The following is a 25,951-nucleotide window of genomic DNA, read 5'->3' as shown; positions in this document are numbered from 1 at the left end:
CGGCAATCGGGCCGGGATTGTCTGTCAGGTCGACCGTCAGGTCTTCGATTCCACCGCGTTCGCGATCTCGGACAGGTCCTTCGCGAGCGCCTTGGCGACCGCCTTCGCGCCGAAGCGGGCCATCAGCCGCCCCAGGAAGCCCTGCCGGCGGCCGCGGGAGGGCCGGGCGGAGAACGTCATCCGCAGGGTGGTCGCCCCCGCTCCGTCGGGCGTGAGGGTGATCTCGGAGACGTAGTGCATGCCGTGCGAGTCGGCGACCGTGACGTACCGGTCCGGCGGCTCGCACTCCGTCACCAGCATCTCCTCGGTGGCCTCCTTGCCCAGCATCCGCCGGGTCTCGCGCCAGCGGGTGCCCACGGCGAAGCCGCCCTCGGTGAGCACCTCGACCCGCTGGACGCCCGAGAGGACGCGGGGCATGTCCGGCAGGTCGGTGATCGACTCCCAGACCCGCCCGGGGGAGGCGTCGACCCGCCGCTCGACGACGACGGTCGTGGTGTTCGAGCCGGTTCCCGTTCCAGTCATGGCTTCATCGAAACCGCGACGCACGGCCCGCGCTACCCGACGAGGGCGTTCGCGTGCGCCCCGCCCGACTCGGCGACGATCTCCGCGAGCGTCTGGGGCTTCCGTACGGTCGTGAAGGCGACCACCCCGTCGCCGCCCTCACCCCCGTCCCCGCCGCCGTTCTCCGTCACCGTGAAGCCGTGGATGCCCGGCCGGGGCAGGCTGTTGTACGCGTAGTGGTGGGCGAAGTAGTAGGCGCCGGTGTCCGGGACGGCGACCACGTCGCCCTGGTGCAGCAGCGGCAGCTCCCGCCCGGTGGCGAGCAGGTCCCCGGCGAAGCAGGCGGGGCCCGCCACGTCCTGGACGGTGGTCTCCCCGGTGCGGGGGCGGCCCTCGGAGTCGTAGGCGAGGACGCGCAGCGGCCAGGCGTCGGGGGCGTAGACCGTCCGGGTGGCCAGCTGTACGCCCGCGTGGGTGACGGCGATGGGGCGGCCGCCGGAGGTCTTGGTGTACTCCACCCGGGCGAGGACCGTGCCGTGCTTGGCGAGCAGCGATCGGCCGAACTCGGTCACCAGGCCGTAGCGGCCGTCGAAGAGCCCGGGGACGGTGTCGGCGAGCAGCCGGGCGTACTCCGCGTACGTCGGCGTCTCCTCGTCGGAGTGGAAGTTGACCGGCAGGCCGCCACCGATGTCGAGGGTGTCGATCTGCTGCCGGCCGACCGTGCGGTTGATCTCCTCGGCGAGCGCGTACGCCTCCCCGACGCCTTCGGCCATCAGGGCGAGCGGGACGCCCTGGGAGCCGGTGTGGGTGTGCAGCCGGGTCAGCCAGGGCCGCTCCAGGTAGGCCTGGACGACGGCCTTGCGGGCGCCCTCGTCGCGGAGTGCCACGCCGAACTTGGAGGTGGCGGTCGCGGTCGAGAGGGCGCCGATGGAACCGGCTCCGACCTGCGGGTTCACCCGGATCCCGAGCGGTGAGGCGGTGGGCGCGGAGGCGACGAGCGCGTCGAGCCTGGCCAGTTCCTGGAGGTTGTCGGCGTTGACGGCGATGCCGAGCGCGAGGGCCTGGCGCAGCTCGGCGGGGGTCTTGGCGGGGGAGTCGAGCACGGTTTCGGCGGGTGGGACTCCGGCGGCGCGCGCGAGGGCCAGCTCGCCGGGGCTCGCGACCTCGACGCCGAGCCCGGCCTCGTGCAGAAGGCGGAGCACGGGGACGAGAGGGGTGGCCTTGACGGCGAAGGCGTGCAGCACGGGCGCGTCGGTGACGGCGGCGAACGCGCTGGTCAGGGCGGCTGCGGAGGTGCGGATGCCGGCGGTGTCGAGGAGGGCGACGACCGGTTCGGCGGAGGAGAGGAGTCCTTGGTCGACGGCGGCGCGGACGGCGAGATCGCGGCGGGAGGAGGCCATGTGTCCATCCCATCACCGGGACGTGCGGCCCCGCAGCTGTTGACTACAACTATTCAAGACGCCAGGATGTGAATATCTGAACGACATTCGAGGAGGCACCGCCATGTCAGGACCCCGCCCCGTACGGGCCCCGCGCGGTACGGAACTGAGCGCCCTGGGGTGGCAGCAGGAGGCCGCCCTCCGGATGCTCCAGAACAACCTCGACCCCGAGGTCGCCGAGCACCCCGACAAGCTCGTCGTCTACGGCGGCACCGGCAAGGCCGCCCGCGACTGGCGCTCCTTCGACGCCATGGTCCGCACGCTCCGGACGCTGAAGCAGGACGAGACGATGCTCGTCCAGTCCGGCCGCCCCGTCGGCGTCATGCAGACCCACGAGTGGGCCCCGCGCGTCCTCATCGCCAACTCCAACCTGGTCGGCGACTGGGCCAACTGGGAGGAGTTCCGGCGCCTGGAGCAGCTCGGCCTCACCATGTACGGCCAGATGACCGCCGGGTCCTGGATCTACATCGGCACCCAGGGCATCCTCCAGGGCACGTACGAGACCTTCGCGGCCGTCGCGGCCAAGAAGTTCAACGGCACCCTGGCCGGCACGATCACCCTCACCGCCGGCCTCGGCGGCATGGGCGGCGCCCAGCCCCTCGCCGTGACGATGAACGACGGCGTCGCGATCTGCATCGACGTCGACCCGCGCGCCATCGAGCGCCGCATCGAGCACCGCTACCTGGACGTCAAGGCCGACAACCCGGCCCACGCCCTCCAGCTGGCGACCGAGGCCCGCGACGCCCGCCGCCCGCTCTCCATCGGCCTCCTCGGCAACGCCGCCGAGCTGCTCCCGCAGATGCTCGCCGAGGGCGCCCCGATCGACATCGTCACCGACCAGACGAGCGCCCACGACCCGCTCGCCTACCTCCCGGTCGGCATCGCCTTCGACGACATGGCCGACGCCGCCGCCAAGGACCCGGCCGGGTTCACGACCCGCGCCCGCGAGTCGATGGCCAAGCACGTCGAGGCCATGGTCGGCTTCATGGACGCGGGCGCCGAGGTCTTCGACTACGGCAACTCGATCCGCGGCGAGGCCCAGCTGGCCGGTTACGACCGCGCGTTCGCCTTCCCCGGCTTCGTCCCGGCGTACATCCGCCCGCTGTTCTGCGAGGGCAAGGGCCCGTTCCGCTGGGCGGCCCTGTCCGGCGAGGCCTCGGACATCCACAAGACGGACAAGGCGATCCTCGACCTCTTCCCGGAGAACGAGTCCCTGCACCGCTGGATCAAGATGGCCGGCGAGCGCGTCCACTTCCAGGGCCTGCCCGCCCGCATCTGCTGGCTCGGCCAGGGCGAGCGCGACAAGGCCGGCGACATGTTCAACGACATGGTCGGCAACGGCACCCTCGCCGCGCCCCTCGCGATCGGCCGCGACCACCTCGACTGCGGCTCGGTGGCCTCCCCGTACCGCGAGACCGAGGCCATGCTCGACGGCTCCGACGCCATCGCCGACTGGCCGCTCCTCAACGCCATGGTGAACGTCGCCTCCGGCGCGTCCTGGGTCTCCATCCACCACGGCGGCGGCGTCGGCATGGGCCGTTCCATCCACGCCGGTCAGGTCTCGGTGGCCGACGGCACGAAGCTCGCGGGCGAGAAGATCCGCCGCGTCCTGACGAACGACCCCGGCATGGGCGTCATCCGCCACGTCGACGCGGGCTACGACATCGCGGAGCGGGTCGCCGACGAGCGCGGCGTCCGCGTCCCGATGCGCGAGGGCGACGACGCGTGAGCGCGAGCTTCGACGCCATGTGGCGGTCGCTGCGGCCCATCGGCCGCAGCGCCGCCTCGGGCGGCTACCGGCGCTACGCCTGGACCGAGGCCGACGCCGACTGCCGCCTCTGGTTCCGCATGCAGGCCGAGGCCCGCCGCATGGACGTCGAGACCGACCGCAACGGCAACCAGTGGGCCTGGCTCGGCGACCCCGCCGCGGGGGACGCCGTCGTCACCGGCTCCCACCTGGACTCCGTCCCGGACGGCGGCGCCTTCGACGGCCCCCTGGGTGTCGTCTCCGCCTTCGCCGCCCTCGACGAACTCCGTTCGCGCGGCGTCTCGTTCAAGCGCCCGCTCGCCATCACCAACTTCGGCGACGAAGAGGGCGCCCGCTTCGGCCTCGCCTGCGTCGGCTCCCGCCTCACCGCCGGCCGGCTGACGAAGGAGCAGGCGTACGAGCTCCGCGACGCCTCCGGCATCAGCCTCCCGCAGGCCATGGAGGCGGCCGGCCACGACCCCTCGACCATCGGCGCCGACCCCGAACGGCTCTCCCGCATCGGCGCGTTCGTCGAACTCCACGTCGAGCAGGGCCGCGCCCTCGACCTGTCCGGGGACTCCGTCGGCATCGCCTCCTCCATCTGGCCGCACGGCCGCTGGCGGTACGACTTCGCGGGCGAGGCCAACCACGCGGGCACCACCCGCCTGGTCGACCGCCGCGACCCGATGCTCACCTACGCGGAGACGGTCCTCGCCGCCCGCCGCGAGGCGGAGCTCGCGGGCGCCGTCGCCACCTTCGGCAAGATCGCGGTCGAGCCGAACGGCGTCAACGCCATCCCGTCCCTGGTCCGCGGCTGGCTCGACGCCCGCGCCGCCGACCAGGACGCGCTCGACACGGTCGTGGCGGGCGTCGAGACGGCGGCCCGCGACTACGCCCAGCGGCACGGCATCGACCTCACGGTCGTCCGGGAGTCCTTCACCCCGATCGTGGACTTCTCGCACGCCCTGCGCGACGAGCTGTCCCGGATCCTGGGTGAGTCCGGAAAGGTCCCGGTCCTCGGTACCGGTGCCGGACACGACGCGGGAATCCTCTCCGAATCGATTCCGACCGCCATGCTGTTCGTACGGAACCCCACCGGCGTCTCGCACTCCCCGGCCGAGTTCGCGGCCGAGGACGACTGCGTGGCCGGGGTCCTCGCACTCGCCGACGTACTGGAGGAGCTGGCGTGCCGCTGACGACGTACTGGCTGGAACACGCCTGGCTCGACACGAACGTCGAGCCGGGCGTGGCCCTCGAGGTCTCCTCGGACGGCCGCGTCACCGCCGTCCGCACCGGGGTCGACGCCCCGCCGCCCGGCGCCGTCGTGCTGCGCGGCCTGACGATCCCGGGCCTGGCGAACGCCCACTCGCACGCCTTCCACCGCGCCCTGCGCGGCACGGTCCAGGTCGGCTCCGGCACGTTCTGGACCTGGCGCGAGGTCATGTACAACGTGGCCCAACGCCTCACCCCCGACAGCTACTTCGCCCTCGCCCGCGCCGTGTACGCGGAGATGGCGCTGGCGGGCATCACCGCCGTCGGCGAGTTCCACTACCTCCACCACGCGCCCGGCGGCACCCCGTACGCCGACCCCAACGCCATGGGCGAGGCCCTGATCGCCGCCGCCGGCGAGGCGGGCATCCGCATCACCCTCCTCGACACGGCGTACCTCTCCGCCGGCTTCGGCGCCGCACCCGACCGGCACCAGCTCCGCTTCTCCGACGGCACGGCCGAGGCCTGGGCCGAGCGGGCGAGCGGCCTGAAGGAACGGGACGGCGTACGGATCGGGGCGGCGATCCACTCGGTACGCGCGGTCCCGGCGGACCAGCTGTCGACGGTGGCCCGCTGGGCCCAGGACCGGCAGGCCCCCCTCCACGTCCACCTCTCGGAGCAGACCGCCGAGAACGACGCCTGCCTGGCGGCCCACGGCCGCACGCCCACCCAGCTCCTGGCCGACCACGGAGTGCTCGGCGCCCGGACGACGGGCGTCCACAACACCCACATGACCGATGCCGACATCGCCCTGATCGGCTCGACGTCCACCGGCACGTGCATGTGCCCCACGACGGAACGGGACCTGGCCGACGGCATCGGCCCGGCCGTAGCCCTCCAGCGGGCCGGCTCCCCGCTGTCCCTGGGCAGCGACAGCCACGCGGTGATCGACCTCCTGGAGGAGGCGCGCGCGATGGAACTGAACGAACGCCTCCGCACCCGCACCCGGGGCCACTGGACGGCGGCGGCCCTCCTCCGCGCGGCCACGGCGGACGGTCACGCGGCCCTCGGCTGGGCGGACGCGGGCACCCTGGAGGCCGGCGCCCTCGCCGACTTCACGACGATCGCGCTCGACTCGGTCAGGACAGCGGGACCGGTACCGCGTCTGGCAGCCGAGACGGCGGTATTCGCAGCGTCGGCAGCGGACGTCCGGCACACGGTCGTGGGCGGACGTCACGTCGTACGGGACGGGGTCCACCAGACCGTGCCGGACGTGCCCCGTGCCCTCGCGGACTCGATCGCCGCACTGCGCGGCTGAAGCGCCTGAAGGAGACACCTCTCACGATGAACACCGGACCCGCGGCGACGAACAACCCGGTGGCGAGCTCCGCCCCCACGAGCGCGAACAGCGCCGTGGCGACGACCGCCACCGCCATCGTCAACATCGCCAGCCTCGTCACGAACGATCCCTCCCTCGGTGATGGAAGTGCCCTGGGTCTGATCCAGGACGCGGCCGTCGTCATGGACGGCGACCGCGTGGTCTGGGTCGGTGAATCCAGCAAAGCACCGGCCACTGACAACCGGGTCGACGCCGGTGGACGGGCGGTGATCCCCGGCTTCGTGGACTCCCACTCCCACCTCGTCTTCGCGGGCGACCGCACCGCCGAGTTCAGCGCCCGCATGTCCGGCCGGCCCTACAAGGCCGGCGGCATCCGCACCACGGTCGCGGCGACCCGCGCGGCGACCGACGCCGAGCTCTCCGCGAACGTCGCCCGCTACCTCCGCGAGGCCCTCCGCCAGGGCACGACGACCTTCGAGACCAAGTCGGGCTACGGCCTCACGGTCGAGGACGAGGCACGTGCGCTGCGCATCGCGGCCGAGCACACCGACGAGGTCACGTACCTCGGCGCGCACATCGTCTCCCCCGACTACGCCGACGACCCGGCCGCGTACGTGGACCTGGTGACGGGCGAGATGCTGGACGCGTGTGCCCCGTACGCCCGTTGGGTGGACGTCTTCTGCGAGAAGGGCGCGTTCGACGGCGACCAGGCGCGCGCGATCCTGACCGCAGGCAAGGCGAAGGGCCTGCACCCCCGGGTGCACGCGAACCAGCTCACGTACGGCCCCGGCGTCCAGCTCGCGGTGGAGCTGGACGCGGCGAGCGCGGACCACTGCACGCACCTGACGGACGCTGACGTGGACGCGCTGGCGAACGGATCGACGGTCGCGACCCTCCTCCCGGGCGCGGAGTTCTCCACCCGCGCGGAGTGGCCGAACGCGCGCCGCCTCCTGGACGCGGGCGTGACGGTCGCCCTGTCCACGGACTGCAACCCGGGCTCGTCCTTCACGTCCTCGGTCCCCTTCTGCATCGCCCTCGCGGTACGGGACATGGGCATGACCCCGGACGAGGCGGTCTGGTCGGCCACGGCGGGCGGCGCGGCGGCCCTGCGCCGCACGGACGTCGGCCGGCTGACGCCGGGCGCGCGCGCGGACCTCACCTTCCTCGACGCCCCGTCCCACGTGCACCTGGCGTACCGCCCGGGCGTCCCGCTGGTGACGGAGGTCTGGCGGGCGGGCGTACGGGTGGCCTGAGGGCGTGACGAGGCGCCGAAGTGGCGCCGGGCGGTCCGGTTGATCACAGGATGCGTTGAGTAGAGGTACTCATGTGGGCGGGCATCGCCCGCTCGCATGATTCCCGCATGAGGAACGCGACCCGCTTCACGAAGATCGTCCTGGCAGCCGCGCTCGGCGGCATGGCCGTGTCCGCCTGCGGTACCGCGGACGCCACGGGCAAGGCCCAGGCGAAGGTGTCCGCCGTCGACACCACCGCCACCGCCACCGCCACGGCGAAGCCGAAGCCGACGGCGACCCCGGAGCGGATGGTCCCGCCGGAAGCCCTGGCGGAGCACCCCGACCCGGCGGTCAGGTCGATGGCGCTGGAGATCCGCATCACGAACACGTGCGAGCCCGGCACCATGCCCGAGTTGCCCGCCCTCCCGTCGACCGACGACCTCGCCGAGCCGGCTCCGGAGGAGCAGCCGACACGGAGCGCCCCGCCGGCTCCGCTGCCCGGCGACGCCACCGAGCCGCCGTCCTCCGAGCCTGCCGTGGAGACGGTCCTGTCCCCTCTCGGCGCCTGCGTCGGGCACGCACACGTCGATCGCATCCTGAACGCGTTCGACGGCGCGGGCCCGGCCGACTACGCGGAGCTGCGCAAGGCGCTGATCGCTCTGGACTACCTGCCCGAGGCCATTCACCGGATGCCGGACCACGGAGGCAGGCCCCGGGTGCGACTCGACCTCCGCTCCACGGGCGTGATCGACAACCTGGTCGTGGAGGTCGTCTCGACCGCCGACACGGTGCTCGCGGAACCCTTCGGGGCGCCGGTGACGCAGAGCGTGGACGTCACCGAGGTGAAGCGGAAGCCGAACGGGTCGTGACCGGGCCCGGGAACGCCAGGGGTGTCCGGCCTGATCGGCAGGACACACCCTAGGACCGGTGGCTCAGGACGTTGATCACACGGCCGTCCGGGTCGCGGGTGAAGAAGCGCCGCACGCCCCAGGGTTCGTCGGTCAGGGGGTGGACGATCTCGGCGCCCGACGCGCGGACCGTCGCGTACGCCGCGTCCACGTCGTCGACCTCCACGCTGAGGTCCGGGGCGACCGGTGCGGTCAGGTCGTGGGTTATCAGGCTGATCTGGGCCGTGGGGGCCGAAGGGGAGGCGAGGGTGGTGATCCAGCCGTGGTCCATCACCGCCTCGAACCCGAGCAGCGCGTAGAAGTCGCGGTTCTCCCCGGGGGAGGCGGTGTGGAGGTTGGGGACCGCGCGGCGGATCGTCATCGGTGGCTCCCGACCTGCAGGTGCGGCTCGTAGGGCTCGTTCTCGCGTTCGAAGCCGCCGGGCCGGGCGGGGAACCGGGCGGCTTCCTCGCGCTCGTGTACGGCGGTCGTCAGTGCTCCCATGACCGCACCCTAGCGAGCCGGCGTTCAGCGGAACTCGTGAACCAGCTCGATCTCGCCCACGAGGTGCGCGTTGAACTCGTCGAGCTCCTCGGCCGGCACCCACAGCTCCAGGATCGTCCGCCCGCCCGCCTGCTGGACCGGGTACCTGCGTAGGAACTCCGTGTCGACCTCGAAGCGCGTGACGAAGCCGGCGCCGTCGTGCCTGACGTTCCAGTCGCGCGCGATCATCACCGCGTACTCCTCGTTGAGGACCGGGTAGAAGATCGGCTGCTCCGGCAGCCGCGGCGGCCAGGCCCGCCACTCCAGCTCCCGCACGAGGTCCAGCTCGGTCGGGCCGGTGGGGCGCCACAGAGTCGTCGTCGGGCGGTGGGCGGCGGTCACGGTGTTCACTCTCTCTCACGCAGGGCCCCGCGGACGCGGTCCGCGGGGCCCCGACGGTACCGACGGCGCCGGGCGGCGGGCCACCGGATTTCCGCGGGGGCGCTGCCCGGCGGACTGTGTGAACTCGCCGCTCAGGCAGCCCGGGACGCCGCCAGCTCCGTCACCAGTTCCGCCGCCGCGCCCAGCGCCGCGACCTCCCCCTCCGTCAGGCCCGGGTCCGCCGCGCGGCGGACCCGGGCCGTGCCGACGTGCGGCAGGACCGGGGCCGTCGCGGCCGACAGGAGCGCGGCCAGGCCCGCCCGGGCGCCCGGGGCGTACGGGGCCGGGGAGACCGCCACCTCCGCGAGGAGCAGCGCCGACATCGCGTGGTCGAGGCCCGGCGGGTGACCCTCCTCGGCCGTCTCCCAGTCGATGACGACAGGGCCCCGGTCGGGCGTCAGAAGGACGTTTCCGGGGTGCAGGTCCAGATGCGCCGGCGGCGACCCCGGCAGCGCGTGCAGCCTCGCCAGCAGGTCCGCGATCAGCGCGCCCGCCGGCTCCGGTTCGTACGTGCCGGCCAGCAGGGCGTCCAGGAGCGAGGGCCCGGTGAGGCGCTCCATCACCAGATCGGGCCCCTCCGCGCGCAGCACCGCCGGGACCGGGTAGCCCTGGTGCGCCAGCCGCGTCATGACCTCGGCCTCCCGCGCAGTGCCGCCGCCGTCCCGGTTGCGCCGCAGGACCCACGCCTCGTCCCCCGGCAGCGCGTACACGTCCGCGGTCCTGCCCCACCCGATGATCTCCAACTCGGCCACCTCACGAGCCTCTTGATCACCATGGATCCCCGTCATGTCCCCTCCTTCACGGGTTGGTCACGGAAAGGCCCAGTATCCCTGCCACGGGTGACCACGGACCGGTACCGTCCTGTCCTGGTAGTGCTCAGGGGGTAGACCGGGGGGTCGGCAGGTGAGTGCTGTGAGCGTGCGCGTCGTGCGGCCGGGGGAGCTGGGCGAGCGCGAGACCGAGGCATGGCGGGAGCTGCGCGCCAAAGCCGGCGGGCCCGCGAACCCCTTCATGGAACCGGAGTTCACCCGCGCGGTCGCCGAGGTCCGCCCGCGCTCGCGGGTCGCCGTCTGGTGGGAGGACGGCGAGCCGGTCGGCTTCTTCCCGTACGAGAAGGGCCTGCTCGGCGGGGGCCGCGCGATCGGTTTCGGGGTCTCCGACAGTCAGGGAGCGGTCCTGCGCTCCGGACTGCGGCCGGGCGCACGGGCGTTGCTGCGCGCCTGTGGTCTCGCCGTCTGGCAGTTCGACAACCTGGAGGACGGGCAGCCGGTCTTCGAGGGCGCCGCCACCGAGTCGTTCGCCTCGCCCGTGATCGACGTCGGCGAGGGGTACGCGGCCTACGAGGCCCTGCTCCGCGTCCAGTCGCCCAAGTTCCTCAAGACCACCCTCGCCAAGGAGCGCAAGCTCGGCCGCCAGGCCGACGGCGAGGTGCGTTTCGTCTTCGACGAGCGCGATCCGGCGGCCCTGCGCACCCTCATGGCGTGGAAGTCCGCCCAGTACCGCAGGACCGGCCGCGGCGACCGCTTCGCCCAGGAGTGGATCAGCGTGCTCGTCCGCCGCCTCCACACGCTCCGTACGCCCGGCTGCTCCGGAGTCCTGTCCGTGCTGTACGTGGGGGAGCGCCCGATCGCCGCCCACTTCGGGCTGCGGTCCCGGACCGTGCTGTCCTGCTGGTTCCCGGCGTACGACCCCGAGTTCGCGAAGTACTCGCCGGGGCTCGTCCTCCATCTGCGGATGGCCGAGGCCGCGGCCGCCGCCGGGATCGGGATGCTGGACCTGGGGCGCGGCGCCGCCGAGTACAAGGACGCCCTGAAGACGGGGGAGTTGACGGTGTACGAGGGTGCCGTCGTCCGGCCGGGTGTGCTGGGCGCGGTGCACTGGCTGCGCCGGGAGCCCCCGCTGCGCGTGCACCGCTTCGTCCGCACCCGGCCGGCCCTCGCGGCCCGGGGGCGCGCGGTCCTCAACGGTCTCGCCCGCCTGCGGGGCCACCGTTAGCCCCACCACGGCGCCGCCGGCCGCGTCGGTGCCCGTGACCGTGACCGTGACCGTGCCCATGCCGATGCCTGTGCCTGTGCCTGTGCCTGTGCCTGTGCCCGTGACCGTGACCGTGCCCGGGTACGCGGCCGCGTCCGCGCGTGGCCGGCGGGCGCCCGCCGTACCCGGCCCGCCCGCCGAACGAGCCCCATCCGCCCCGTCTGCCCCGCACGCCCTAGCCGCCCCCCATGTCGCACCCGCCGCACCCGCCTCCGTACGTCTCTGGGGAGACCCCCGATGAGCAGCACCCCCGCCCCCCGGCCCCTCTCCGTCGCCGAGCTCGATCTCGACGCGCCCGACGGGCCCGTCCTCGGCTTCCGGCCCGCGCCCGGCGCGCCGGCCGTCGTGCCCGGTGACGTCTACGCGCTCGTACGGCTCAGGGGCCGGCCCGCCGCCACCGTCGTCGGGACCGTCCCCGCCGGTGAGGACCCCGCCGAGGTGCTCGCCGCCCTCGCCCGGCGACGGCTCGCCGAAGCGGGGAGGCCCGGGACCGACGCCGAACGCCTCGCCGCCGCCCGGCCTCCCGCGCTCGACGTGCTCGACGCGCCCGCTCCGCCGCGTACCTCCGTCGTCGTCGCCACCCGCGAGCGCCCCGAGTCCCTCGCCCGCGCCCTCGACTCGCTGCTCGCCCAGGACCACCCGGACTTCGAGCTGATCGTCGTCGACAACGCGCCCCGCACCACCGACACCCACGAGCTCGTCACCCGGAAGTACGCCGAGTACGCCGACCGCGTCCGGTACGTGCGCGAGGACACCCCCGGTCTCGCCACCGCCCACAACACCGGCCTCGCCGCCGCCGAGGGGGCCGTCGTCGCCTTCACCGACGACGACGTGATCGCCGACCCGCGCTGGCTGAGCGCCCTCACCGCGCCCTTCGCCACCGATCCCGGCCTCGGCTGCGTCACCGGCCTGATCCTGCCCGCGCGCCTCGGCACCCCCGCCCAGATCCTCCTCGAATCCCACGGCGGCTTCGCCAAGGGCTTCGCGCCCCGTCTCTACGATCCGGCTCAACCGCCCGCCGACGAGCCGCTCTTCCCCTTCACCGCCGGCAGCTTCGGCTCCGGCGCCAACATGGCCTTCCGCGCCGACGCCCTCCGCCGGGCCGGCGGCTTCGACCCGGCGACCGGTACCGGGACCGCCGCACGCGGCGGCGACGACCTGTACGCCTTCGTCGCCGTCCTCGCCGCCGGCTTCCGCCTCCGCTACACCTCCGAGGCCCTCGTCTGGCACCACCACCGCGACACCTGGCAGGACCTGCGGAACCAGGCGTACGGCTACGGCGCCGGGCTCACCGCGTACCTCACCGCCACCCTGGTACGCAGCCCCCGCCTGCTGCCCGCCCTGCTCGCCCGGCTGCCGCGGGGCCTCGCGTACGCCCGGACCATGACCGCCCAGCGGGGGGAGACCCCCGAGGGCGGCGTTCCCGGCGAGCACGGCACCCAGCACCACCCCTGGCCCGCCTCCCTCTCCCGGCTGGAGCGGCGCGGCATGCTCTACGGCCCGATCGGATACGCCAAGGCCCGCACCCAGGCCCGTACGCGGGCCCGCGCCACGGCTCGCGTGCAGGCACCGCGCGGCGGTTCGGCGGTGACCCGATGACCGGCACCGCCGCGCGCTCGCGCATACCCGTCCTCCTCTACCACGCCGTGATGGAGGACCCCCCGGACTGGATCGCCGAATTCACCGTCTCCCCCAAGGAGTTCGCCGCCCAGCTCGACGCGATCGTCGCCAGCGGCCGCACCGCCGTCACCGTCGGCACCCTCGCCGCGTACTTCGCCACCGGCGCCCCGCTGCCGCCCCGGCCCGTCGTCCTCACCTTCGACGACGGCTTCGCCGATCTGGTGGGGCCGACCGCCGAGGCCCTCGCCGCCCGCGGTCTGCCGTCCACCGCGTACCTCACCACCGGGGCCATCACCCGCGGCCGGCCCTGTCTGCTGCCGCCCGCGCCGATGATGACCCTCGCCCAGGCGCCGCTCCTTGAGCAGTACGGGATGGAGGTCGGCGCGCACACCGCCACCCACCCGCAGCTCGACACCCTCGCACCGGCCGCGCTCCGCCGGGAACTGCGCGAGTCCAAGGCGGTGCTGGAGGACGTCCTCGGGCACGAGGTCCGCCATCTCGCCTACCCGCACGGCTACAACAGCCCGGCCGTACGGCGGGCCGCCGCGGCCGCCGGGTACACCTCGGCCGTCGCCGTCCGGCACGCGCTCAGCTCCGGGAGCGACGAGATCTACCGCATCGCCCGGCTGATCCTGCGCCGCGGTCACACCGTCGCCGACGTCGAGCAGTGGATGGAGGGGCGCGGAGCGAAGGCCGCGCCGTACCCCGACTCGCTGCCCACGGTCGGCTGGCGGATGTACCGCAGAGCCCGTGCCCTGGTGAAGGGGCCCGAGTTCGCCGGCTGAGTGCCGGTGTCTCCGAAGATCGACGACTCCGGCGATCCGACCGGCAGTTGAAAGCCCGAACAAGACCGAAGTACCTTCCTGTACTTCGTCGAAAAGGACAGTTCGTGGGGGGAGAGGCCGTGCAGCGTCAGGGGCCCGCACCGGTGACCGGGAGCGGTGTGCCACCGCAGCCCTCCGCCACGGACCGGGAGGCGGAGGACCGGGAGGCAGGAGTGCGGGAGGCAGGAGTGCGGGAGGCCGGGGAGCGGGAGGCCGGGGGCCGGGCGGCAAAAGACCGGGCGGCAAAAGACGGGGCGGCAAAGGGCCCGGCGGCAGGGGAGCGGGCCACCGCCCCCCGGGGCCGGTTCGCCGCCGTCCTCCGTTCCCCCGACGCCCTCAACCTCGTCCCCCTCCTCGTCGCCGGCGCCCTCTGGCTCTGGGCGCTGCCCGGCATCGACTTCCGGGGCATGGACGAGTTCGGTCTCCTCGACCGCTTCCCCCTCACCTTCTACGCCGCCCTCGCCATCCTCACCTGCGGTTTCGTCATCACCCTGCGCCGCGCCGGCACCGCGCCCCTCTGGCCGGCCACCTACTGCGCCGCCATGCTCGTCGCCCTCAAGGCGCCGCCCGCGATCCTCTACGACACCGTCCGCTACGCCTGGGCGTCCAAGCACGACGCGATCATCAGCAGGCTGCTCGACCAGGGCGCCGTCCACCCGGGGACCGAGCTCTCCGGCGGCATGTCCGCCTATGACCAGTGGCCCGGCTTCTTCTCGCTGGACGCCGCCCTCGTCCGTGCCTTCGGGGTGGACGCCGCCGCCTCGTTCATCAACTGGGCGCCCGTCGCGCTCGGTCTGCTGACCGTCCCCGTCCTGATCCTCGTCTACCGCACGTTCAGCGACGACTGGCGCCTCGTGTGGACCGGTGTGTGGATCTTCCAGCTCGCGAACTGGGTGGGCCAGGACTACCTCTCCCCGCAGGGCTTCTCGTACCTGCTCTACCTCACCGTCTTCGCCGTCGTCGTCCGGCACTTCGTCCTGCCCGGATCGGCGGGCACACTCCGCGACCGCGCCACGCTCGACCCGGCCGCCGCGGCCGTACCGCCGCCCACGACCACCCGGCAGCGGGCCGTCGCGGTCCTCTTCCTCGTCCCGATCATCGCCACCATCAACGCCTCGCACCAGCTCACCCCGGTGATGCTGTGCGCGAGCCTCTTCGCCCTCTGCCTCACCCGGCGCTACCGCAACCTGGGGCTCCTCGCCGTCACCGGGCTGATCATGCTGGTCTGGAACCTGACCATGGGCCGGGAGCTGTTCCTCGACACGCTCGGCACCCTGCGCGAGAAGGCCGGCGACCTGCTCGGCAACTCGCGCCCCGGCTTCGCGGGCGACCCCACCGGGCCGGGCCCCGAACTCGTCGGCAGCGCCAACATCCTGATGGTGCTCGCCCTCGGCGGTCTCGCCGCCGCCGCCGTGCTCCTCCGCCGCAGGCTGGTCCGCAGCGCGCTGCCGCTGCTGCTCACCGCCGCGGCGCCCCTTCCGATGTTCGCCGTGAACGACTACGGCGGCGAGATGATCTTCCGGGTCTACCTCTTCGGTCTTCCCGGCGCCGCCTTCTTCGCGGCCGCCGCGCTCGTCCCCGCCGCCGGGGCCGCGAGCCGCGCCGCCACGATCGCCCGCCGCACGGCCACCGTCGCGCTGCCCCTCACCCTCGTCGCCATGCTCGCCGGCTTCCTGCCCTCGTACTACGGCAAGGAGGGCATGCACTACGCACCGCCCGGCGAGACCGCCCTCACCCGCCGCGCCTTCGACCGGGCGCCCGAGGGGGCGCTGATCCTCGCCGCGACCGGCGCGTTCGCCGACTCGTACTACCGCTACGACCACTACGAGCGCTGGTTCTTCACCGAGCAGGAGGTCGACGAGAACCTCCGCATGCTGAAGGACCCGGCCGGCTACCTCGCCGGCGGCATCCCCGCGGGCCGCCCGGCCTATGTGATCCTCACCCCCACCCAGGGCGAGGCCGTCATCGGCGAGGGCTACCTCCCGGCGGGCGGCTTCGACCGCCTCGGCACGGCGCTCAAGGCATCGCCGCTGTTCGCGGTCGTGGAGGAGAGCAGGTACGGGCTCGTCCTGCGCTACCGGCCCACCACCACCGGCTGAACACGACCGCCCGCCACCGGCCGAGCACGACCGCCCGCCGCTGGCCGAACACCCCGCCGACGACACGCCCGTCGCCCACCCGTACGAGGAGCAGGTACGCCATGGCCCACCCACGCCTGACCCCACGTGTCCAGCGCAGAGCCGCGCTCGCGGCCTCCGGATGGGTCGCCCTCGCGGCGACCGCGCTCCCCGGCGGCTCCCCGGCGCGCTGGATCCCCGTCCTCGCCTTCGTCGTGCTCGCGCCCGGCCTGGCCCTCCTGCTCCCGCAGCCGCTCGGACTGCGCCCCGGCGCCCGTCTCGAGGCGCTGGCGCTGGCCGCGCCGGTCAGTCTGTCCGTGGCCACCCTCGTCGCGACCACCCTGTTCCTCGCGAAGGCCTTCTCGCTGACCGTCTTCCTCGTCGTCCTCGCCCTCTTCGTGAGCGTCGTCGCCGCCCTGCCCGGAGTCCCGCTGCCGGCCGCCACGCGCGGGGCCGTCGAGCGCGACGGCGCCCGCCCCTCCCGGACCCGCACGCTCCGGTTCCGCGCGCCGCAGTTCCGCAAACGAGGGACCGGTGGGGGCGGATGACCGGGCGGCACGCCCAGGCCGGCCCCTGGACCCGGCTCGCGATCGCGCTCGCCGCGGTCGGCGCGCTGACCGCCGGCATCGGGGTCTGGTCGACCCTCGCCGAGGGCGACGACCGCTGCACCCCCGACGCCGCCCTCGTCGCCCCGTGCGGGGCCTGGTGGGGCGCGTACATCCCGCACGACGAGGACAGCTCGCTCACCCGGCCCGTGTACGCCTTCGAGAAGAAGATCGGCCGCAAGCTCGACCTCGTGTACACGTACCACGACATGTCGGGGAGCAGGGCCGACGGCGAACTGCTCACCCCCGACGAGCGTGAACTCGGCCGCGAGCGACTCCTCATGCTGGCCTGGGAGTCCACCGTGTGGACCGAGAAGCACCACGCCAACTGGACCGAGAGACAGCTCGGCTGGAAGAACATCGCCTCGGGGCGGTACGACACCTCCGTCATCGACCCGCAGGCCCGGCGGATCAAGGAGTACGGCAAGCGGGTCTTCTTCTCCTTCGACCAGGAGGCGGACTTCCGCATCCCCGAGGGCGCCGGGACCCCCGAGGAGTACGTCGCCGCCTACCGCCACCTCCACGACCGCTTCCGGAAGCTGGGCGTCACCAACGTGGTGTGGGTGTGGACCGTCTCCGGCTGGCTCGGCAACGCCGAGCAGATGAAGGCGCTCTACCCGGGCGACGACTACGTCGACTGGATCGGCATGGACCAGTACAACTACTACCTCTGCCACAAGTCGCCGGACTGGCTCGACTTCGAGCGGAGCCAGCGCCCCAGCTACGACTGGCTCCGGAGGAACATCTCCGACGACAAGCCGATCATGCTCTCCGAGTTCTCCACCGCCCCCGACCCGAAGAGGCCCGAGCGGCAGCGCGACTGGTACACCGCGATCCCGAAGGTGGCGCCGACCCTGCCGGAGGCGCGGGCGTACGTGCACTGGAACCGGGCCGTGCCCGGGGCCGGCTGCGATCTGACCGTCGACTCCGGGCCCGGCCTGGAGGGTTACCGGATCGCCGGGCGGGACCCGTACTTCCGGCAGGACGTACCGGACCGCTGACCCGCGAGCAGCCGCGCTCAGCGGCGCCCCGACGTCAGGCCCCGGAAGGCGCACACCGCCATCGTGCCGCCGGCCAGGCCCAGGAAGAGCGGGAGCGGGGCGGTGGCGAAGGCCTGCTGACCCGCCCAGCCCGCCCAGACCAGGACCCACACCACACCGGCCGTGACCCGCGCGCCCACCCCGACCACCCGCAGCAGCACGGCCGTCAGGAGCAGGCTCAGCGCCTGCAGCGCGATCGGGACGACCGCCCGCTCGACGCCTTCGCCCAGGAGCGTCGCCCCGGGACCCGCCGCGTCGGCCGGCCGCAGGCCGAGCAGCGGCGGCGCCGTGTGCAGGGCCAGGAAGGTGGCGAGCAGGACCGCCCCGGCGAACGCGGGCCGGAAGAAGCGGAGTCCGACGGCCGCGCCCTGGAGGGCGACCAGGAGCAGGCCGGCGAGGAGGGTGACCGGGGGCAGCGCGGCGAGCAGTCCGGTGCCGGACAGCGTCGCCACGTCCAGCTCGCCGGACCGGGCGAGCGGGAACCAGAAGAGACCGGCCGCCAGGCCGAGCGCCGGCCACAGCCAGGTCCCCCAACGGTCGGGCGCGTCCGGCGTCTCGGGCCGGGACGCCGGGGGCGGCAGGGGCCGTGCGAGCGGGCCCGCGGGCTCGTCGTCACGCTGCCGGGGCACGTACACCGGGATGCCGAAGGCCGGCGTCACCGACTCGTGCGCGCCCCGCAGATAGGCGCTCTCCCGCGCCCAGTTGGTGCCGTACCCGTCCTCCTCGCGCTCCTTCACCCGGGCCGCCGCCCGGGGGCGCTCGGCCGGTGTCCGGCCCTTGAGGGTGGCCCGCAGGCCCGGCACGCAGGCCACCGCCATCAGGGTCATCGCGCCGAGGACGGCGATCCCTGCCCCGCTGATGCCGTACGGGCCGAGCAGCACGGCCGCGCTGCCGAGCACGAGGACGCACATGGCGCCCTGGAGGACGGCGAGCATGCCCGTACGGCCCTGGACCCGCAGCACGCCGATGTAGAGCTCGACGGCGACCCGGGGCAGTGCCGCGGCGGCGAGGAGCCGCAGCACGGTGGAGCCGTTGTCCTGGTAGCCCTGGCCGAAGGGGGCCAGGATCAGCGGCGCGAAGACGACGAGGACGAGGACGACGGGGACGAGCAGCAGCACCATGCGGCGCAGCGCGCCCCGCACCCCCTCGGCGAGGGACTCGGGGCTGTGCGAGGCGTGCGCGGTGAGCGAGGAGGCCATGTTGATGGCCATGAACTCCATGGTGCCGCCGACGGTGTACGCCGTGTAGAAGAAGGCGTTGTGGGCGGCGTCGAAGCGGACGGCGACCATCACCGGCAGCAGGCTGATCATGATGAGGCTGAAGAAGGCGCCGACGGAGTCCCCGGCGATGAACCGGCCGATCTCCCGCATGCTCGGCGGCTCGCGGTCCCGGTCGGCACGGGCCTGCTGGGGGATGAGGCGGCGGAACACGAGCCAGCCCAGCGGCAGGACGGAGAGCACGATCGCCGCCGCCCAGGAGACGAAGACGCCGAGGATCGGCACGGCGGTCGCCAGGAGGACGAGCAGGACGAGCTTGCCGAGCGAGAAGACGGCGTTGCCGACGGGGACCCAGATCGCGCGTCTCAGCCCGGTGAGCACTCCGTCCTGGAGGGTGAGCAGGGCCCAGCCGACCGCGGACGCGGTGAAGAAGATCCCGGCGGAGACGGTGCCGAGCGGGGCGTACGAGGGCCCCCACAGGTCGAGGGTGAGCAGGAAGATCCCGCAGGCCACGGCGACGACGACCGTGCTGAACAGGTACAGGCGCACGACCAGCGGGCCGGTGGCGCGGCCGGCCCGCGGCACGTACCGGACGACCGCGCCGGACAGGGTGGTCGCCGTGATCGAGGCGAGCATCCGCTGTGCGGCGATGGCGGCGGAGCCCTGGCCGACGGCCTCCTCCGAGTAGTAGCGGGCGGCGATCAGCCAGAAGCCGAGCCCGAGGGCGGCCGAGACGCCGGTGGAGAGCATCAGGGCATAGGCGTTGCGGAACATGGAGTTTTCGGCGGAGTCGGAGCCCGAGTCGGCTCCCGAGTCGGGGCGTGAGCCCGAGCGCGAGTCGGAGCCCGGCCCCTTGCCGTCCTTCGCCCCGGCCGACGCCGGTGCGCAGTTCGCCGTGCCAGCCGTGCCTGCCGCGTCGTCCCGGTCGGACCCCCGCAGCCGTACCGTCTCCGTCACCGTGACCCGCCGGGGACCATCGACGGGCGCGCCGGGCGGATCCCGGCGCCGCGCAGTACCGCGAGGGCCTCGGCCGCCCGGCGCGGGTCCACCGGCAGGGCGTGCCGGGCGAACCAGGCGGCCGGTTCCGGCGCGGGGGAGGGGTCCGTGAAGGCCTCTCCCGCGTAGCTGTCGAGCGGCGGGTCGTAGAGATAGCCGGTGGTGATCCGGCGCCGGGCGAGGGCGGCGACGGCCGCGTCCCGGTCGTCGACGAGCAGCGGAACCCGGTAGAGCGGCTGCGGCGGCGTGCCGGTCGGGGGCTCCTCCGGCACGCCGCCCGGGAACACCTCCGCCGTGCCGTACTCGCCGGCCAGGAGCAGGGCGGTGCCCGCCCGGTGGGCGTCGAGGACGTCGTCGAGCCGGGCGAACCTGCGGGTGGTGCGGCGGAGCCGGCCGGCGCCGGGCCGCAGCCGGTAGTCGTGCATGTCGACCCGGACCCAGGAGTGGAAGGGTTCGAGTGCGGGCGCCGCCGTGAGGGCCCGGGTCAGCTCCCCGGCGCGGAGCGGCATCCGGATCTCCTCCCGTTCCTCGAGGCCGAGCCGCCGGACGGCCGCCCGCGCGGCCCCGACCAGGCGCAGTCCGCGCAGGGTGGACTCGGCGTAGGGCCGTACCAGGTGGGCGAGTTCGGCGGTGGGGCGGGTCGGGTGCAGCAAGGCCTCGCGGGCGGCGGCGAGTTCCTCGCGCAGCGCCGGGTCGGCGAGGGTCAGGAAGCCGCCGGTCTTGGCGCCGGTGTGCTTCGAGAGGCTGAAGACGGACGCCTCGCCGTACGTGCCGACCGGGCGCCCGCCGGCGGTGGAGCCGATCGCGTGGGCCGCGTCCTCGATCAGCGGGATGCCGAGCCGGTCGCAGTGGCCCCGCAGCTCGGGAACCGGGTCGGGGTTCCCGTACAGATTGGTGGTGAGGACGGCGGAGAGGTCCCGCCAGACGGACTCGGGCACGGCGGCCGTGTCGATCGAGCCGTCCCGGGGGTCGAGCGGTGCCTGGACGGGGCGGAGCCCGGCGGCCAGGACGACGAAGAAGATGACGTCGTCGTTGACCGGTGACATCAGCACCTTGCCGCCGGGCCGGCACCAGTGCCGCAGCGCGAGGTAGAGCCCGAAGCGGCACGACGGCACGTAGAGGCACTCCCTGCCCCCGAGCCGGCCGCGCATGCGTTCTTCCAGTTCCGCGTACGCAGAAAACATGTGATTCCCCCCTGAACCCCGGGGCTCAATGTGGCCCATTCCGGACGCCGCGTCAACAAGGCGTCCCGGTCGCGCGGTTGGTCGCGCGAGCGACCGCGGGAGTGGCTCGGGACGCGGCATGCGGAAGGGCCCGTCACGGGTCGAAAGACCGTGAACGGGCCCTTTCCGCAGCCATTTTGGCGGCTCGGGGAAGCCGGTGGAGGTCATTCCTCCAGAGTGAGCCCCCGGCGCAGCCTCGCGAGGGTGCGGGCGAGCAGCCGGGACACGTGCATCTGCGAGATGCCGAGCTCGATGCCGATCTCCGACTGGGTCATGCCGGAGACGAAGCGGAGGGAGAGGATGTGCCGCTCGCGGGCGGGCAGCGAGGCGATCATCGGCTTCAGGGAGGCGATGTACTCGATCCCGGTGAGGCCGTGGTCCTCGTAGCCCAGCCGGTCGGCGAGCGTGGCCTCGCCGCCGGGGCCCTCCTCCTCGTCGGGCTGCGCGTCGAGCGAGCTCGCGGTGTACGCGTTGCTCGCGGCCATGCCCTCGACGACCTCCTCCGGCGCGATGCCGAGTTCCGCGGCGAGTTCGGCGACGGTCGGCGCGCGGTCGAGGCGCTGGGAGAGGGTGTCGCCCGCCTTGGCGAGGTCGAGCCGCAGCTCCTGGAGCCTGCGCGGCACGTGCACGGACCACGAGGTGTCGCGGAAGAAGCGCTTGATCTCGCCGATGATCGTGGGCATCGCGAAGGTGGGGAACTCCACGCCGCGGGTGAGCTCGAAGCGGTCGATCGCCTTGATGAGGCCGATGGTGCCGACCTGGACGATGTCCTCCATCGGCTCGCTGCGGGTGCCGAACCGGGCGGCGGCGAACCTGACCAGGGCCAGGTTGAGTTCGACGAGCGTGTTGCGGACGTACGCGTGGTCGTGGGTGCCCTCTTCGAGCTCGGCGAGCCGGGCGAAGAGCTGCTTCGACAGGGCGCGCGCGTCGACCGGTCCGATGTCGTCGAGCGGCCGGTCGAACGGGAGCGTGAGCGCCCGGTCGTGCGGGAGTGCGTGCGGGAGCTCGTGGGAGAGCTCGGCAAGGTGGTCGAGCGGATGGTCCAGGGGGACTGCTGCCGACGGCGCGTCGGGGGTACGCGGGGCGTCGAGCCGGGGTGACATGGGTCTCCTTCGTGGGTCTTTGCTGCGGTTTGCGGCGCCTCCGAAGCCGGTCGTGTCGGGTGTTCCCTACTAGCCCTACCTGCTCGACGGCGAAGGCCGCAAGTATCGATAATCCGCTTTGTCCCGTTATGTGGTGGACCTCGTGTGCATCGGAGGGCGCCCCGCTTGTAGGGTTCGAGGCACGTCAGTCGGCATCCGCGAGAGCGAGAAGAGGCACGGCCATGGACCGCGAGAGCATCGGCAGCGCACCGCCCGCGCGGTTGCGGGTCGAGGTCCGGACCGTGGACCGGACCGAACTCCTGGCTCCGGTGGGTGAGCTCGATCACTACACCGCCGAACTGCTGCGTTCCCCCCTGGACCAGGCACTGGACGCGGGCCGTTCGCGACTCGTCGTCGACTGCTCGGGCCTGGAGTTCTGCGACTCGACCGGGCTCAACGTGCTCCTCGGCGCCCGGCTGAGGGCGGACGCCGCCGGCGGTGGCGTCCATCTCGTGGGGATGCGGCCCGCAGTGGCCCGGGTGTTCCACATCACGGGCGCGGAGGCCGTCTTCACGGTGCACGAGACACTCGCCACAGCCCTGCCCGGCTGACCCCCCGGCCGGGCCCGCCTCCACGACCCGGCCCCGTACCGCCCGTACGTCCTGCCCTCTGTCCCGTCGATCGGTGAGGTGAAGCGCTGATGGACCAAGCTTCCGACGTCCGTACGCTCGCCCTCGGCGAGACCAGCGGCACCGTGCCGCTGGCCCGTGACTTCACACGGTCCGCGCTCCACGAGTGGGGCTGGCTGCCGGCCGCCACCGCCGACCGCAGGGCCGCCGCGGAGGACGTCCTGCTCGTCGTCTCCGAGCTCGTCACCAACGCCTGTCTGCACGCCGAGGGCCCCGAACGCCTCCGCGTCCTGCGGCTGCCCAAGGCCCTGCGCCTCGAAGTCACCGACCGGGGCGCCGGAGCTCCCGCGCCCCGCACCCCGCACCGGTCGGGGCGCCCGGGCGGCCACGGCATGTTCATCGTGCAGCGGCTCTGCCTCGACTGGGGCATCGAGCGCACCCCCGGAGCCCCCGGAAAGACGGTCTGGGCCGAACTCTCCGCACCCGCCTAGGACTTTCACCGTCCCTCTTCTTCCCTCCGCAAGGCCCCGGGCGTACCTTGACGCCCAATCTGAAAGACCGTCAGTTTCATTGCGGTGAGGGGTGCTCGGGGTGTCCAAGGAGCCGAACCGGAGGAGAACGACCGCCGCGCTCACGGCGGCGGTCGCGGTGGCGGGCGCGGCCGTGCTCGCCGGCGCGCCGGCCGCCCAGGCGGCCGTCGTCGACGTCAACTACGCCTGTGAGACGAAGATCGGGCCCAAGGGTGCCGTCTCGCCCGTCGACATCAAGGCCGTCAAGAACGGCAGCGCGTACACGATCACCATGTCGTTCGAGAAGGGCGTCTCCGACAGCCCCGTCGAGCTGCCCAAAGGCGTCATGACGCCGCGCGCCGACCTCGTCCTCGGCGGTGCCGACTCCGGCACCGTCAAGGTCAAGGGAACGCCGAACACGGCCGCCATCCCGCCCGACACCCCGATCAGGATCGGCACGCTCACGGGCACGTACACCCCGAAGAAGAACGGCAAGGTCACCTTCACGGCCGGGACGCTGACCGTGCACGCGCTCGGCATGGACGCGGCCGTCTGCACCCCGAAGAACAACCCCAAGCCCTCCCTCGAACTGGAGGTGACGGGGCTCTCCGGCGGCTCCGACACCCCGCCGCCCGCCGACGAGGGCGACGACGAGGAGAACACGGGCGCCGAACTGCCCAAGACCGGCCCGCTCGACTCCGCCGTGGCCCTCGGCACCCTCGGCGGCACCGTCCTCCTCACCGGCGCGGCCGGAGTCCTCTGGCTCACGCGGCGCACGGCTCGCTGATGCGGACGGCGGCACGCACCGGGTTCGTGGCCGTCGCGACCGCCCTCGTCGGCGCGGTCGCGGCGGCGCCTTCGGGCGCCTGGGCCGCGGCCCCCTCCGGCGTCCGGGCCGCGGCTTTCGCCGACGCCAGAGCCGCGGCCCCCTCCGGCGTCCGGGCCGCGGCTTCCTCCGACGCCCCGGTCTCCTGGTCGGCGGCGCCCGCCGCCGGGCGGCCGTACGCCTATCTGGAGGGCCCGGCCGGGAGCGTCCTCCAGGACACCCTGTCGCTGACCAATCCGGGCGCCCGGCCGCTCACGGTACGGCTCAGCGGGCAGGGCGCACCGGTGTCCTTCGCCGCCCGGACGGTGACCGTGCCCGCCAGGACCCGGGCGGACGTGCCGTTCGCCGTGACCGTCACCGCGGACACCCCGCCCGGCGAACACCGGGGGGCGGTACGGGCCTCGGCGGCCGGCCGGGAGATACGCGTCGACCTGCGGCTGCGGGTCAGCGGCCCCCGGCTCGCCGCGCTCACCGTCGAGGACGTCCACGTCGACACCGAGACCGGCGCCCTCCGCTACACCCTGGTCAACCGGGGCACCACCGTCCTCGCCCCGCACCTCGCGGTGCGCGCCGAAGGCGTCCTCGGCACCGTCCTCGACCGGCCGGGCCGGCCCCTGCCGCTCACCCTGAAGCCCGGTCAGCGGGCCACCCGTACCGAAGCCTGGCCCGACCCGCCGGCCCTCGACTCCGTCACCGTCCGGCTGACCGCCACCGCCGCCGGCGCGGCCCCGGCCACCGCCCGCGCCGAGGCCTCCTTCGCCTCGGGCCCGGTGCTCGCCGGGGCGGCCGGACTGCTGCTGCTCGCGGCGGGCGGCGGCGGTCACGCGGTACGGCGGCGCGGCAGGTCCCGTACCAGGCGAGCCCCGGCGGGAGCGAACACATGAGGTGGATGCGTACAGCTGCGGCGTTCGTGACCGTGCTCGGCCTCGGTCTCCTCCCGGCCGCCCCCGCCGTCGCGGCCCCCGGCCCCGCCGTCGAGCTCTCCCAGGCGGAGGGCGGCAAGGGCGGCGAGGTCACCGTCAGCGGCAGCGGCTGGAAACCGGGCGCGCTGCTCATGCTGCTGATCTGCGGCCAGGCCGCGCCCGACAAGGGCGTCATCGGCGGCACCAACTCCTGCGCCAACACCGAGGGCCGGGCCGCCACCGTCGACGCCCGGGGCGGCTTCAGCGCGAAACTCCCGGTCGCCGAACCGCCCAAGCCCTGCCCCTGCGTGGTGCACGTCGCTGGGGTGACCGGCCAACCAGACGCCGTCGACCGGGAGTTCACCGTCGCCGGGCATCCCGTCGCACCGCTCCCCGAGGCCTCGGGCGACGGCCGGCTCGCCGTCCTCGCCGCCGTACGCCTCGACGGCTCCAGCGGCCTCCTCACCTGGTTCGGGGCGCCGCCGAGCCGCGAGGTCGTCTTCACCGTCGGCAACCTCGGCTCCGCCCCCGTGAAGGACCCGGTCTTCCAGGTCGGCTCCAGCCACGGCGTGTTCGCCCCGCAGTACGAGGAACGGCAGTGGCGCGGCACGATCGCCCCCGGCAGGAAGGCCCTCGTCCGGCTCCCCGTCGAACTGACGGCGGGCGCGCACGGCGACTACCAGGTCTCCGTGCGGTACGCGGGAAAGGTCCTGGTCGAGCAACCGTGGGGGGTCGGCAGGCCCTGGGGCGTGACGCTCTTCTGGCTGCTGCTCGCCGTGGTCGTCCCGGCGGCGCTGTTCCGGATCGGGATGGCCGTGGTGGACCGCGTCCGCCCGGCGACGGGCCCCGCCCGGCCCCGGCCCAGGCCCCGGGCGCGGCCCCGGACCGCGCCCCTGGCCCGGCTCCGCACACGTGCCCCCGACCCGGCGCGCGACTCCGCGCTCCGGGGTCCGGGGGACGACGAACCGACCGCGGTCCTGCCGTGGTTCAGTCCTGACTCCGCACCGTCAGCCCCAGAGAGCAGCCCGACGACGAAGGGACATGCGTGA

At 73.8% G+C, this 25,951-nt stretch carries 25 protein-coding genes; 16 read left to right on the top strand and 9 right to left on the bottom strand.

Going from position 1 to position 25,951, the window contains the following annotated elements:
* Nucleotides 1-36 precede the first annotated feature (36 nt).
* Together E0F75_RS27940 and E0F75_RS27935 are read right to left on the bottom strand one after the other, a co-directional pair.
* On the bottom strand, nucleotides 37-522 hold the full coding sequence (locus E0F75_RS27940; protein WP_229313727.1) for an SRPBCC family protein: 486 nt from the start codon (nucleotides 520-522) through the stop codon (nucleotides 37-39).
* 32 nt (nucleotides 523-554) lie between these two features.
* The gene (locus E0F75_RS27935) at nucleotides 555-1,901 is read right to left on the bottom strand and encodes a diaminopimelate decarboxylase (protein WP_229313726.1); all 1,347 of its coding nucleotides are present in this window, start codon (nucleotides 1,899-1,901) and stop codon (nucleotides 555-557) included.
* A gap of 103 nt (nucleotides 1,902-2,004) precedes the next feature.
* On the opposite strand from E0F75_RS27935, the gene hutU reads away from it, so the two are divergent.
* From hutU to E0F75_RS27910, 5 genes are all read left to right on the top strand, one after another.
* A complete protein-coding gene (gene hutU, locus E0F75_RS27930) occupies nucleotides 2,005-3,669 on the top strand; it encodes a urocanate hydratase (protein ID WP_229313725.1) in 1,665 nt (554 codons plus the stop codon).
* Between the two features lie 17 nt (nucleotides 3,670-3,686).
* Complete coding sequence (locus tag E0F75_RS27925; protein ID WP_229313863.1) at nucleotides 3,687-4,883, top strand: allantoate amidohydrolase; 1,197 nt, start codon at nucleotides 3,687-3,689, stop codon at nucleotides 4,881-4,883.
* On the top strand, nucleotides 4,874-6,214 hold the full coding sequence (locus E0F75_RS27920) for a formimidoylglutamate deiminase (RefSeq protein WP_229313724.1): 1,341 nt from the start codon (nucleotides 4,874-4,876) through the stop codon (nucleotides 6,212-6,214). Before E0F75_RS27925 ends, E0F75_RS27920 begins: the two co-directional genes overlap by 10 nt.
* 26 nt (nucleotides 6,215-6,240) lie before the next feature.
* The gene (gene hutI / locus E0F75_RS27915) at nucleotides 6,241-7,488 is read left to right on the top strand and encodes an imidazolonepropionase (protein WP_229313723.1); all 1,248 of its coding nucleotides are present in this window, start codon (nucleotides 6,241-6,243) and stop codon (nucleotides 7,486-7,488) included.
* A gap of 107 nt (nucleotides 7,489-7,595) precedes the next feature.
* Nucleotides 7,596-8,336, top strand: coding sequence for a hypothetical protein (locus E0F75_RS27910; protein WP_229313722.1), 741 nt, complete (start codon nucleotides 7,596-7,598; stop codon nucleotides 8,334-8,336).
* A 49-nt stretch (nucleotides 8,337-8,385) separates the two neighbouring features.
* Here E0F75_RS27910 and E0F75_RS27905 read toward each other — a convergent pair whose 3' ends face one another.
* From E0F75_RS27905 to E0F75_RS27895, 4 genes are all read right to left on the bottom strand, one after another.
* Nucleotides 8,386-8,736 carry a VOC family protein gene (locus E0F75_RS27905; RefSeq protein ID WP_229313721.1) on the bottom strand — a complete coding sequence of 117 codons (351 nt, stop codon included), beginning with the start codon at nucleotides 8,734-8,736 and terminating at the stop codon, nucleotides 8,386-8,388.
* Complete coding sequence (locus tag E0F75_RS40140; protein WP_267499658.1) at nucleotides 8,733-8,858, bottom strand: hypothetical protein; 126 nt, start codon at nucleotides 8,856-8,858, stop codon at nucleotides 8,733-8,735. The genes E0F75_RS27905 and E0F75_RS40140 overlap by 4 nt, the downstream gene beginning before the upstream one ends.
* 24 nt (nucleotides 8,859-8,882) lie before the next feature.
* On the bottom strand, nucleotides 8,883-9,239 hold the full coding sequence (locus E0F75_RS27900; protein WP_229313720.1) for a hypothetical protein: 357 nt from the start codon (nucleotides 9,237-9,239) through the stop codon (nucleotides 8,883-8,885).
* A 131-nt stretch (nucleotides 9,240-9,370) separates the two neighbouring features.
* On the bottom strand, nucleotides 9,371-10,066 hold the full coding sequence (locus E0F75_RS27895) for a phosphotransferase (RefSeq protein WP_229313719.1): 696 nt from the start codon (nucleotides 10,064-10,066) through the stop codon (nucleotides 9,371-9,373).
* A gap of 124 nt (nucleotides 10,067-10,190) precedes the next feature.
* On the opposite strand from E0F75_RS27895, the gene E0F75_RS27890 reads away from it, so the two are divergent.
* The 6 genes from E0F75_RS27890 to E0F75_RS27865 all read left to right on the top strand — a co-directional run bounded on the left by E0F75_RS27890 (nucleotide 10,191) and on the right by E0F75_RS27865 (nucleotide 17,479).
* Nucleotides 10,191-11,273, top strand: a complete 1,083-nt coding sequence (locus tag E0F75_RS27890) for a GNAT family N-acetyltransferase (RefSeq protein WP_229313718.1) — start codon at nucleotides 10,191-10,193, stop codon at nucleotides 11,271-11,273.
* 276 nt (nucleotides 11,274-11,549) lie between these two features.
* Entirely contained in the window at nucleotides 11,550-12,911 is a 1,362-nt protein-coding gene (locus E0F75_RS27885; protein ID WP_229313717.1) for a glycosyltransferase family 2 protein, read from the top strand.
* Nucleotides 12,908-13,717, top strand: coding sequence for a polysaccharide deacetylase family protein (locus E0F75_RS27880; RefSeq protein ID WP_229313716.1), 810 nt, complete (start codon nucleotides 12,908-12,910; stop codon nucleotides 13,715-13,717). Before E0F75_RS27885 ends, E0F75_RS27880 begins: the two co-directional genes overlap by 4 nt.
* A gap of 119 nt (nucleotides 13,718-13,836) precedes the next feature.
* On the top strand, nucleotides 13,837-15,855 hold the full coding sequence (locus E0F75_RS27875; protein ID WP_229313715.1) for a hypothetical protein: 2,019 nt from the start codon (nucleotides 13,837-13,839) through the stop codon (nucleotides 15,853-15,855).
* A gap of 101 nt (nucleotides 15,856-15,956) precedes the next feature.
* Nucleotides 15,957-16,421 (top strand): hypothetical protein, encoded by a 465-nt coding sequence (locus tag E0F75_RS27870; protein ID WP_229313714.1) that lies wholly within the window; start codon nucleotides 15,957-15,959, stop codon nucleotides 16,419-16,421.
* Nucleotides 16,418-17,479: a glycosyl hydrolase gene (locus E0F75_RS27865; RefSeq protein WP_229313713.1), complete on the top strand. Its 1,062-nt coding sequence runs from the start codon at nucleotides 16,418-16,420 to the stop codon at nucleotides 17,477-17,479. Before E0F75_RS27870 ends, E0F75_RS27865 begins: the two co-directional genes overlap by 4 nt.
* Nucleotides 17,480-17,496: 17 nt before the next feature.
* On the opposite strand, the gene E0F75_RS27860 is transcribed toward E0F75_RS27865, so the two are convergent.
* From E0F75_RS27860 to E0F75_RS27850, 3 genes are all read right to left on the bottom strand, one after another.
* Nucleotides 17,497-19,692 carry a lipopolysaccharide biosynthesis protein gene (locus E0F75_RS27860; RefSeq protein WP_229313712.1) on the bottom strand — a complete coding sequence of 732 codons (2,196 nt, stop codon included), beginning with the start codon at nucleotides 19,690-19,692 and terminating at the stop codon, nucleotides 17,497-17,499.
* Nucleotides 19,689-20,882: a DegT/DnrJ/EryC1/StrS family aminotransferase gene (locus E0F75_RS27855; RefSeq protein WP_374115446.1), complete on the bottom strand. Its 1,194-nt coding sequence runs from the start codon at nucleotides 20,880-20,882 to the stop codon at nucleotides 19,689-19,691. The genes E0F75_RS27860 and E0F75_RS27855 overlap by 4 nt, the downstream gene beginning before the upstream one ends.
* 236 nt (nucleotides 20,883-21,118) lie before the next feature.
* Nucleotides 21,119-22,057, bottom strand: coding sequence for an RNA polymerase sigma factor SigF (locus E0F75_RS27850; RefSeq protein WP_229313710.1), 939 nt, complete (start codon nucleotides 22,055-22,057; stop codon nucleotides 21,119-21,121).
* Nucleotides 22,058-22,278: 221 nt separating this feature from the next.
* On the opposite strand from E0F75_RS27850, the gene E0F75_RS27845 reads away from it, so the two are divergent.
* From E0F75_RS27845 to E0F75_RS27825, 5 genes are all read left to right on the top strand, one after another.
* A complete protein-coding gene (locus tag E0F75_RS27845) occupies nucleotides 22,279-22,647 on the top strand; it encodes an STAS domain-containing protein (RefSeq protein WP_229313709.1) in 369 nt (122 codons plus the stop codon).
* Between the two features lie 89 nt (nucleotides 22,648-22,736).
* Nucleotides 22,737-23,156 carry an ATP-binding protein gene (locus E0F75_RS27840; protein ID WP_229313708.1) on the top strand — a complete coding sequence of 140 codons (420 nt, stop codon included), beginning with the start codon at nucleotides 22,737-22,739 and terminating at the stop codon, nucleotides 23,154-23,156.
* 100 nt (nucleotides 23,157-23,256) lie between these two features.
* Nucleotides 23,257-23,961: a peptidase gene (locus E0F75_RS27835; protein ID WP_229313707.1), complete on the top strand. Its 705-nt coding sequence runs from the start codon at nucleotides 23,257-23,259 to the stop codon at nucleotides 23,959-23,961.
* Complete coding sequence (locus E0F75_RS27830; RefSeq protein ID WP_229313706.1) at nucleotides 23,961-24,884, top strand: hypothetical protein; 924 nt, start codon at nucleotides 23,961-23,963, stop codon at nucleotides 24,882-24,884. Before E0F75_RS27835 ends, E0F75_RS27830 begins: the two co-directional genes overlap by 1 nt.
* Nucleotides 24,881-25,951 carry a hypothetical protein gene (locus E0F75_RS27825; RefSeq protein WP_229313705.1) on the top strand — a complete coding sequence of 357 codons (1,071 nt, stop codon included), beginning with the start codon at nucleotides 24,881-24,883 and terminating at the stop codon, nucleotides 25,949-25,951. The genes E0F75_RS27830 and E0F75_RS27825 overlap by 4 nt, the downstream gene beginning before the upstream one ends.

It is taken from the genome of Streptomyces sp. CB02980 (assembly GCF_014451325.2).
Lineage (GTDB): Bacteria > Actinomycetota > Actinomycetes > Streptomycetales > Streptomycetaceae > Streptomyces.
The sequence above is the reverse complement of the archived record's forward strand: the minus strand, read 5'-3'. Positions and strand labels throughout refer to the sequence as shown.

Coding starts and splice junctions, on each gene's coding strand:
- E0F75_RS27925 (WP_229313863.1), top strand. CDS start 3,687: ATGTGGCGGTCGCTGCGGCCCATCGGCCGCAGCGCCGCCTCGGGCGGC.
- E0F75_RS27825 (WP_229313705.1), top strand. CDS start 24,881: ATGAGGTGGATGCGTACAGCTGCGGCGTTCGTGACCGTGCTCGGCCTC.
- E0F75_RS27855 (WP_374115446.1), bottom strand. CDS start 20,882: ATGCGCGGCCGGCTCGGGGGCAGGGAGTGCCTCTACGTGCCGTCGTGC.
- E0F75_RS27850 (WP_229313710.1), bottom strand. CDS start 22,057: ATGTCACCCCGGCTCGACGCCCCGCGTACCCCCGACGCGCCGTCGGCA.
- E0F75_RS27880 (WP_229313716.1), top strand. CDS start 12,908: ATGACCGGCACCGCCGCGCGCTCGCGCATACCCGTCCTCCTCTACCAC.
- E0F75_RS27935 (WP_229313726.1), bottom strand. CDS start 1,901: ATGGCCTCCTCCCGCCGCGATCTCGCCGTCCGCGCCGCCGTCGACCAA.
- E0F75_RS27905 (WP_229313721.1), bottom strand. CDS start 8,736: ATGACGATCCGCCGCGCGGTCCCCAACCTCCACACCGCCTCCCCCGGG.
- E0F75_RS27910 (WP_229313722.1), top strand. CDS start 7,596: ATGAGGAACGCGACCCGCTTCACGAAGATCGTCCTGGCAGCCGCGCTC.
- E0F75_RS27940 (WP_229313727.1), bottom strand. CDS start 522: ATGACTGGAACGGGAACCGGCTCGAACACCACGACCGTCGTCGTCGAG.
- E0F75_RS27865 (WP_229313713.1), top strand. CDS start 16,418: ATGACCGGGCGGCACGCCCAGGCCGGCCCCTGGACCCGGCTCGCGATC.
- hutU (WP_229313725.1), top strand. CDS start 2,005: ATGTCAGGACCCCGCCCCGTACGGGCCCCGCGCGGTACGGAACTGAGC.
- E0F75_RS27840 (WP_229313708.1), top strand. CDS start 22,737: ATGGACCAAGCTTCCGACGTCCGTACGCTCGCCCTCGGCGAGACCAGC.
- E0F75_RS40140 (WP_267499658.1), bottom strand. CDS start 8,858: ATGGGAGCACTGACGACCGCCGTACACGAGCGCGAGGAAGCCGCCCGG.
- E0F75_RS27885 (WP_229313717.1), top strand. CDS start 11,550: ATGAGCAGCACCCCCGCCCCCCGGCCCCTCTCCGTCGCCGAGCTCGAT.
- hutI (WP_229313723.1), top strand. CDS start 6,241: ATGAACACCGGACCCGCGGCGACGAACAACCCGGTGGCGAGCTCCGCC.
- E0F75_RS27895 (WP_229313719.1), bottom strand. CDS start 10,066: ATGACGGGGATCCATGGTGATCAAGAGGCTCGTGAGGTGGCCGAGTTG.
- E0F75_RS27845 (WP_229313709.1), top strand. CDS start 22,279: ATGGACCGCGAGAGCATCGGCAGCGCACCGCCCGCGCGGTTGCGGGTC.
- E0F75_RS27870 (WP_229313714.1), top strand. CDS start 15,957: ATGGCCCACCCACGCCTGACCCCACGTGTCCAGCGCAGAGCCGCGCTC.
- E0F75_RS27830 (WP_229313706.1), top strand. CDS start 23,961: ATGCGGACGGCGGCACGCACCGGGTTCGTGGCCGTCGCGACCGCCCTC.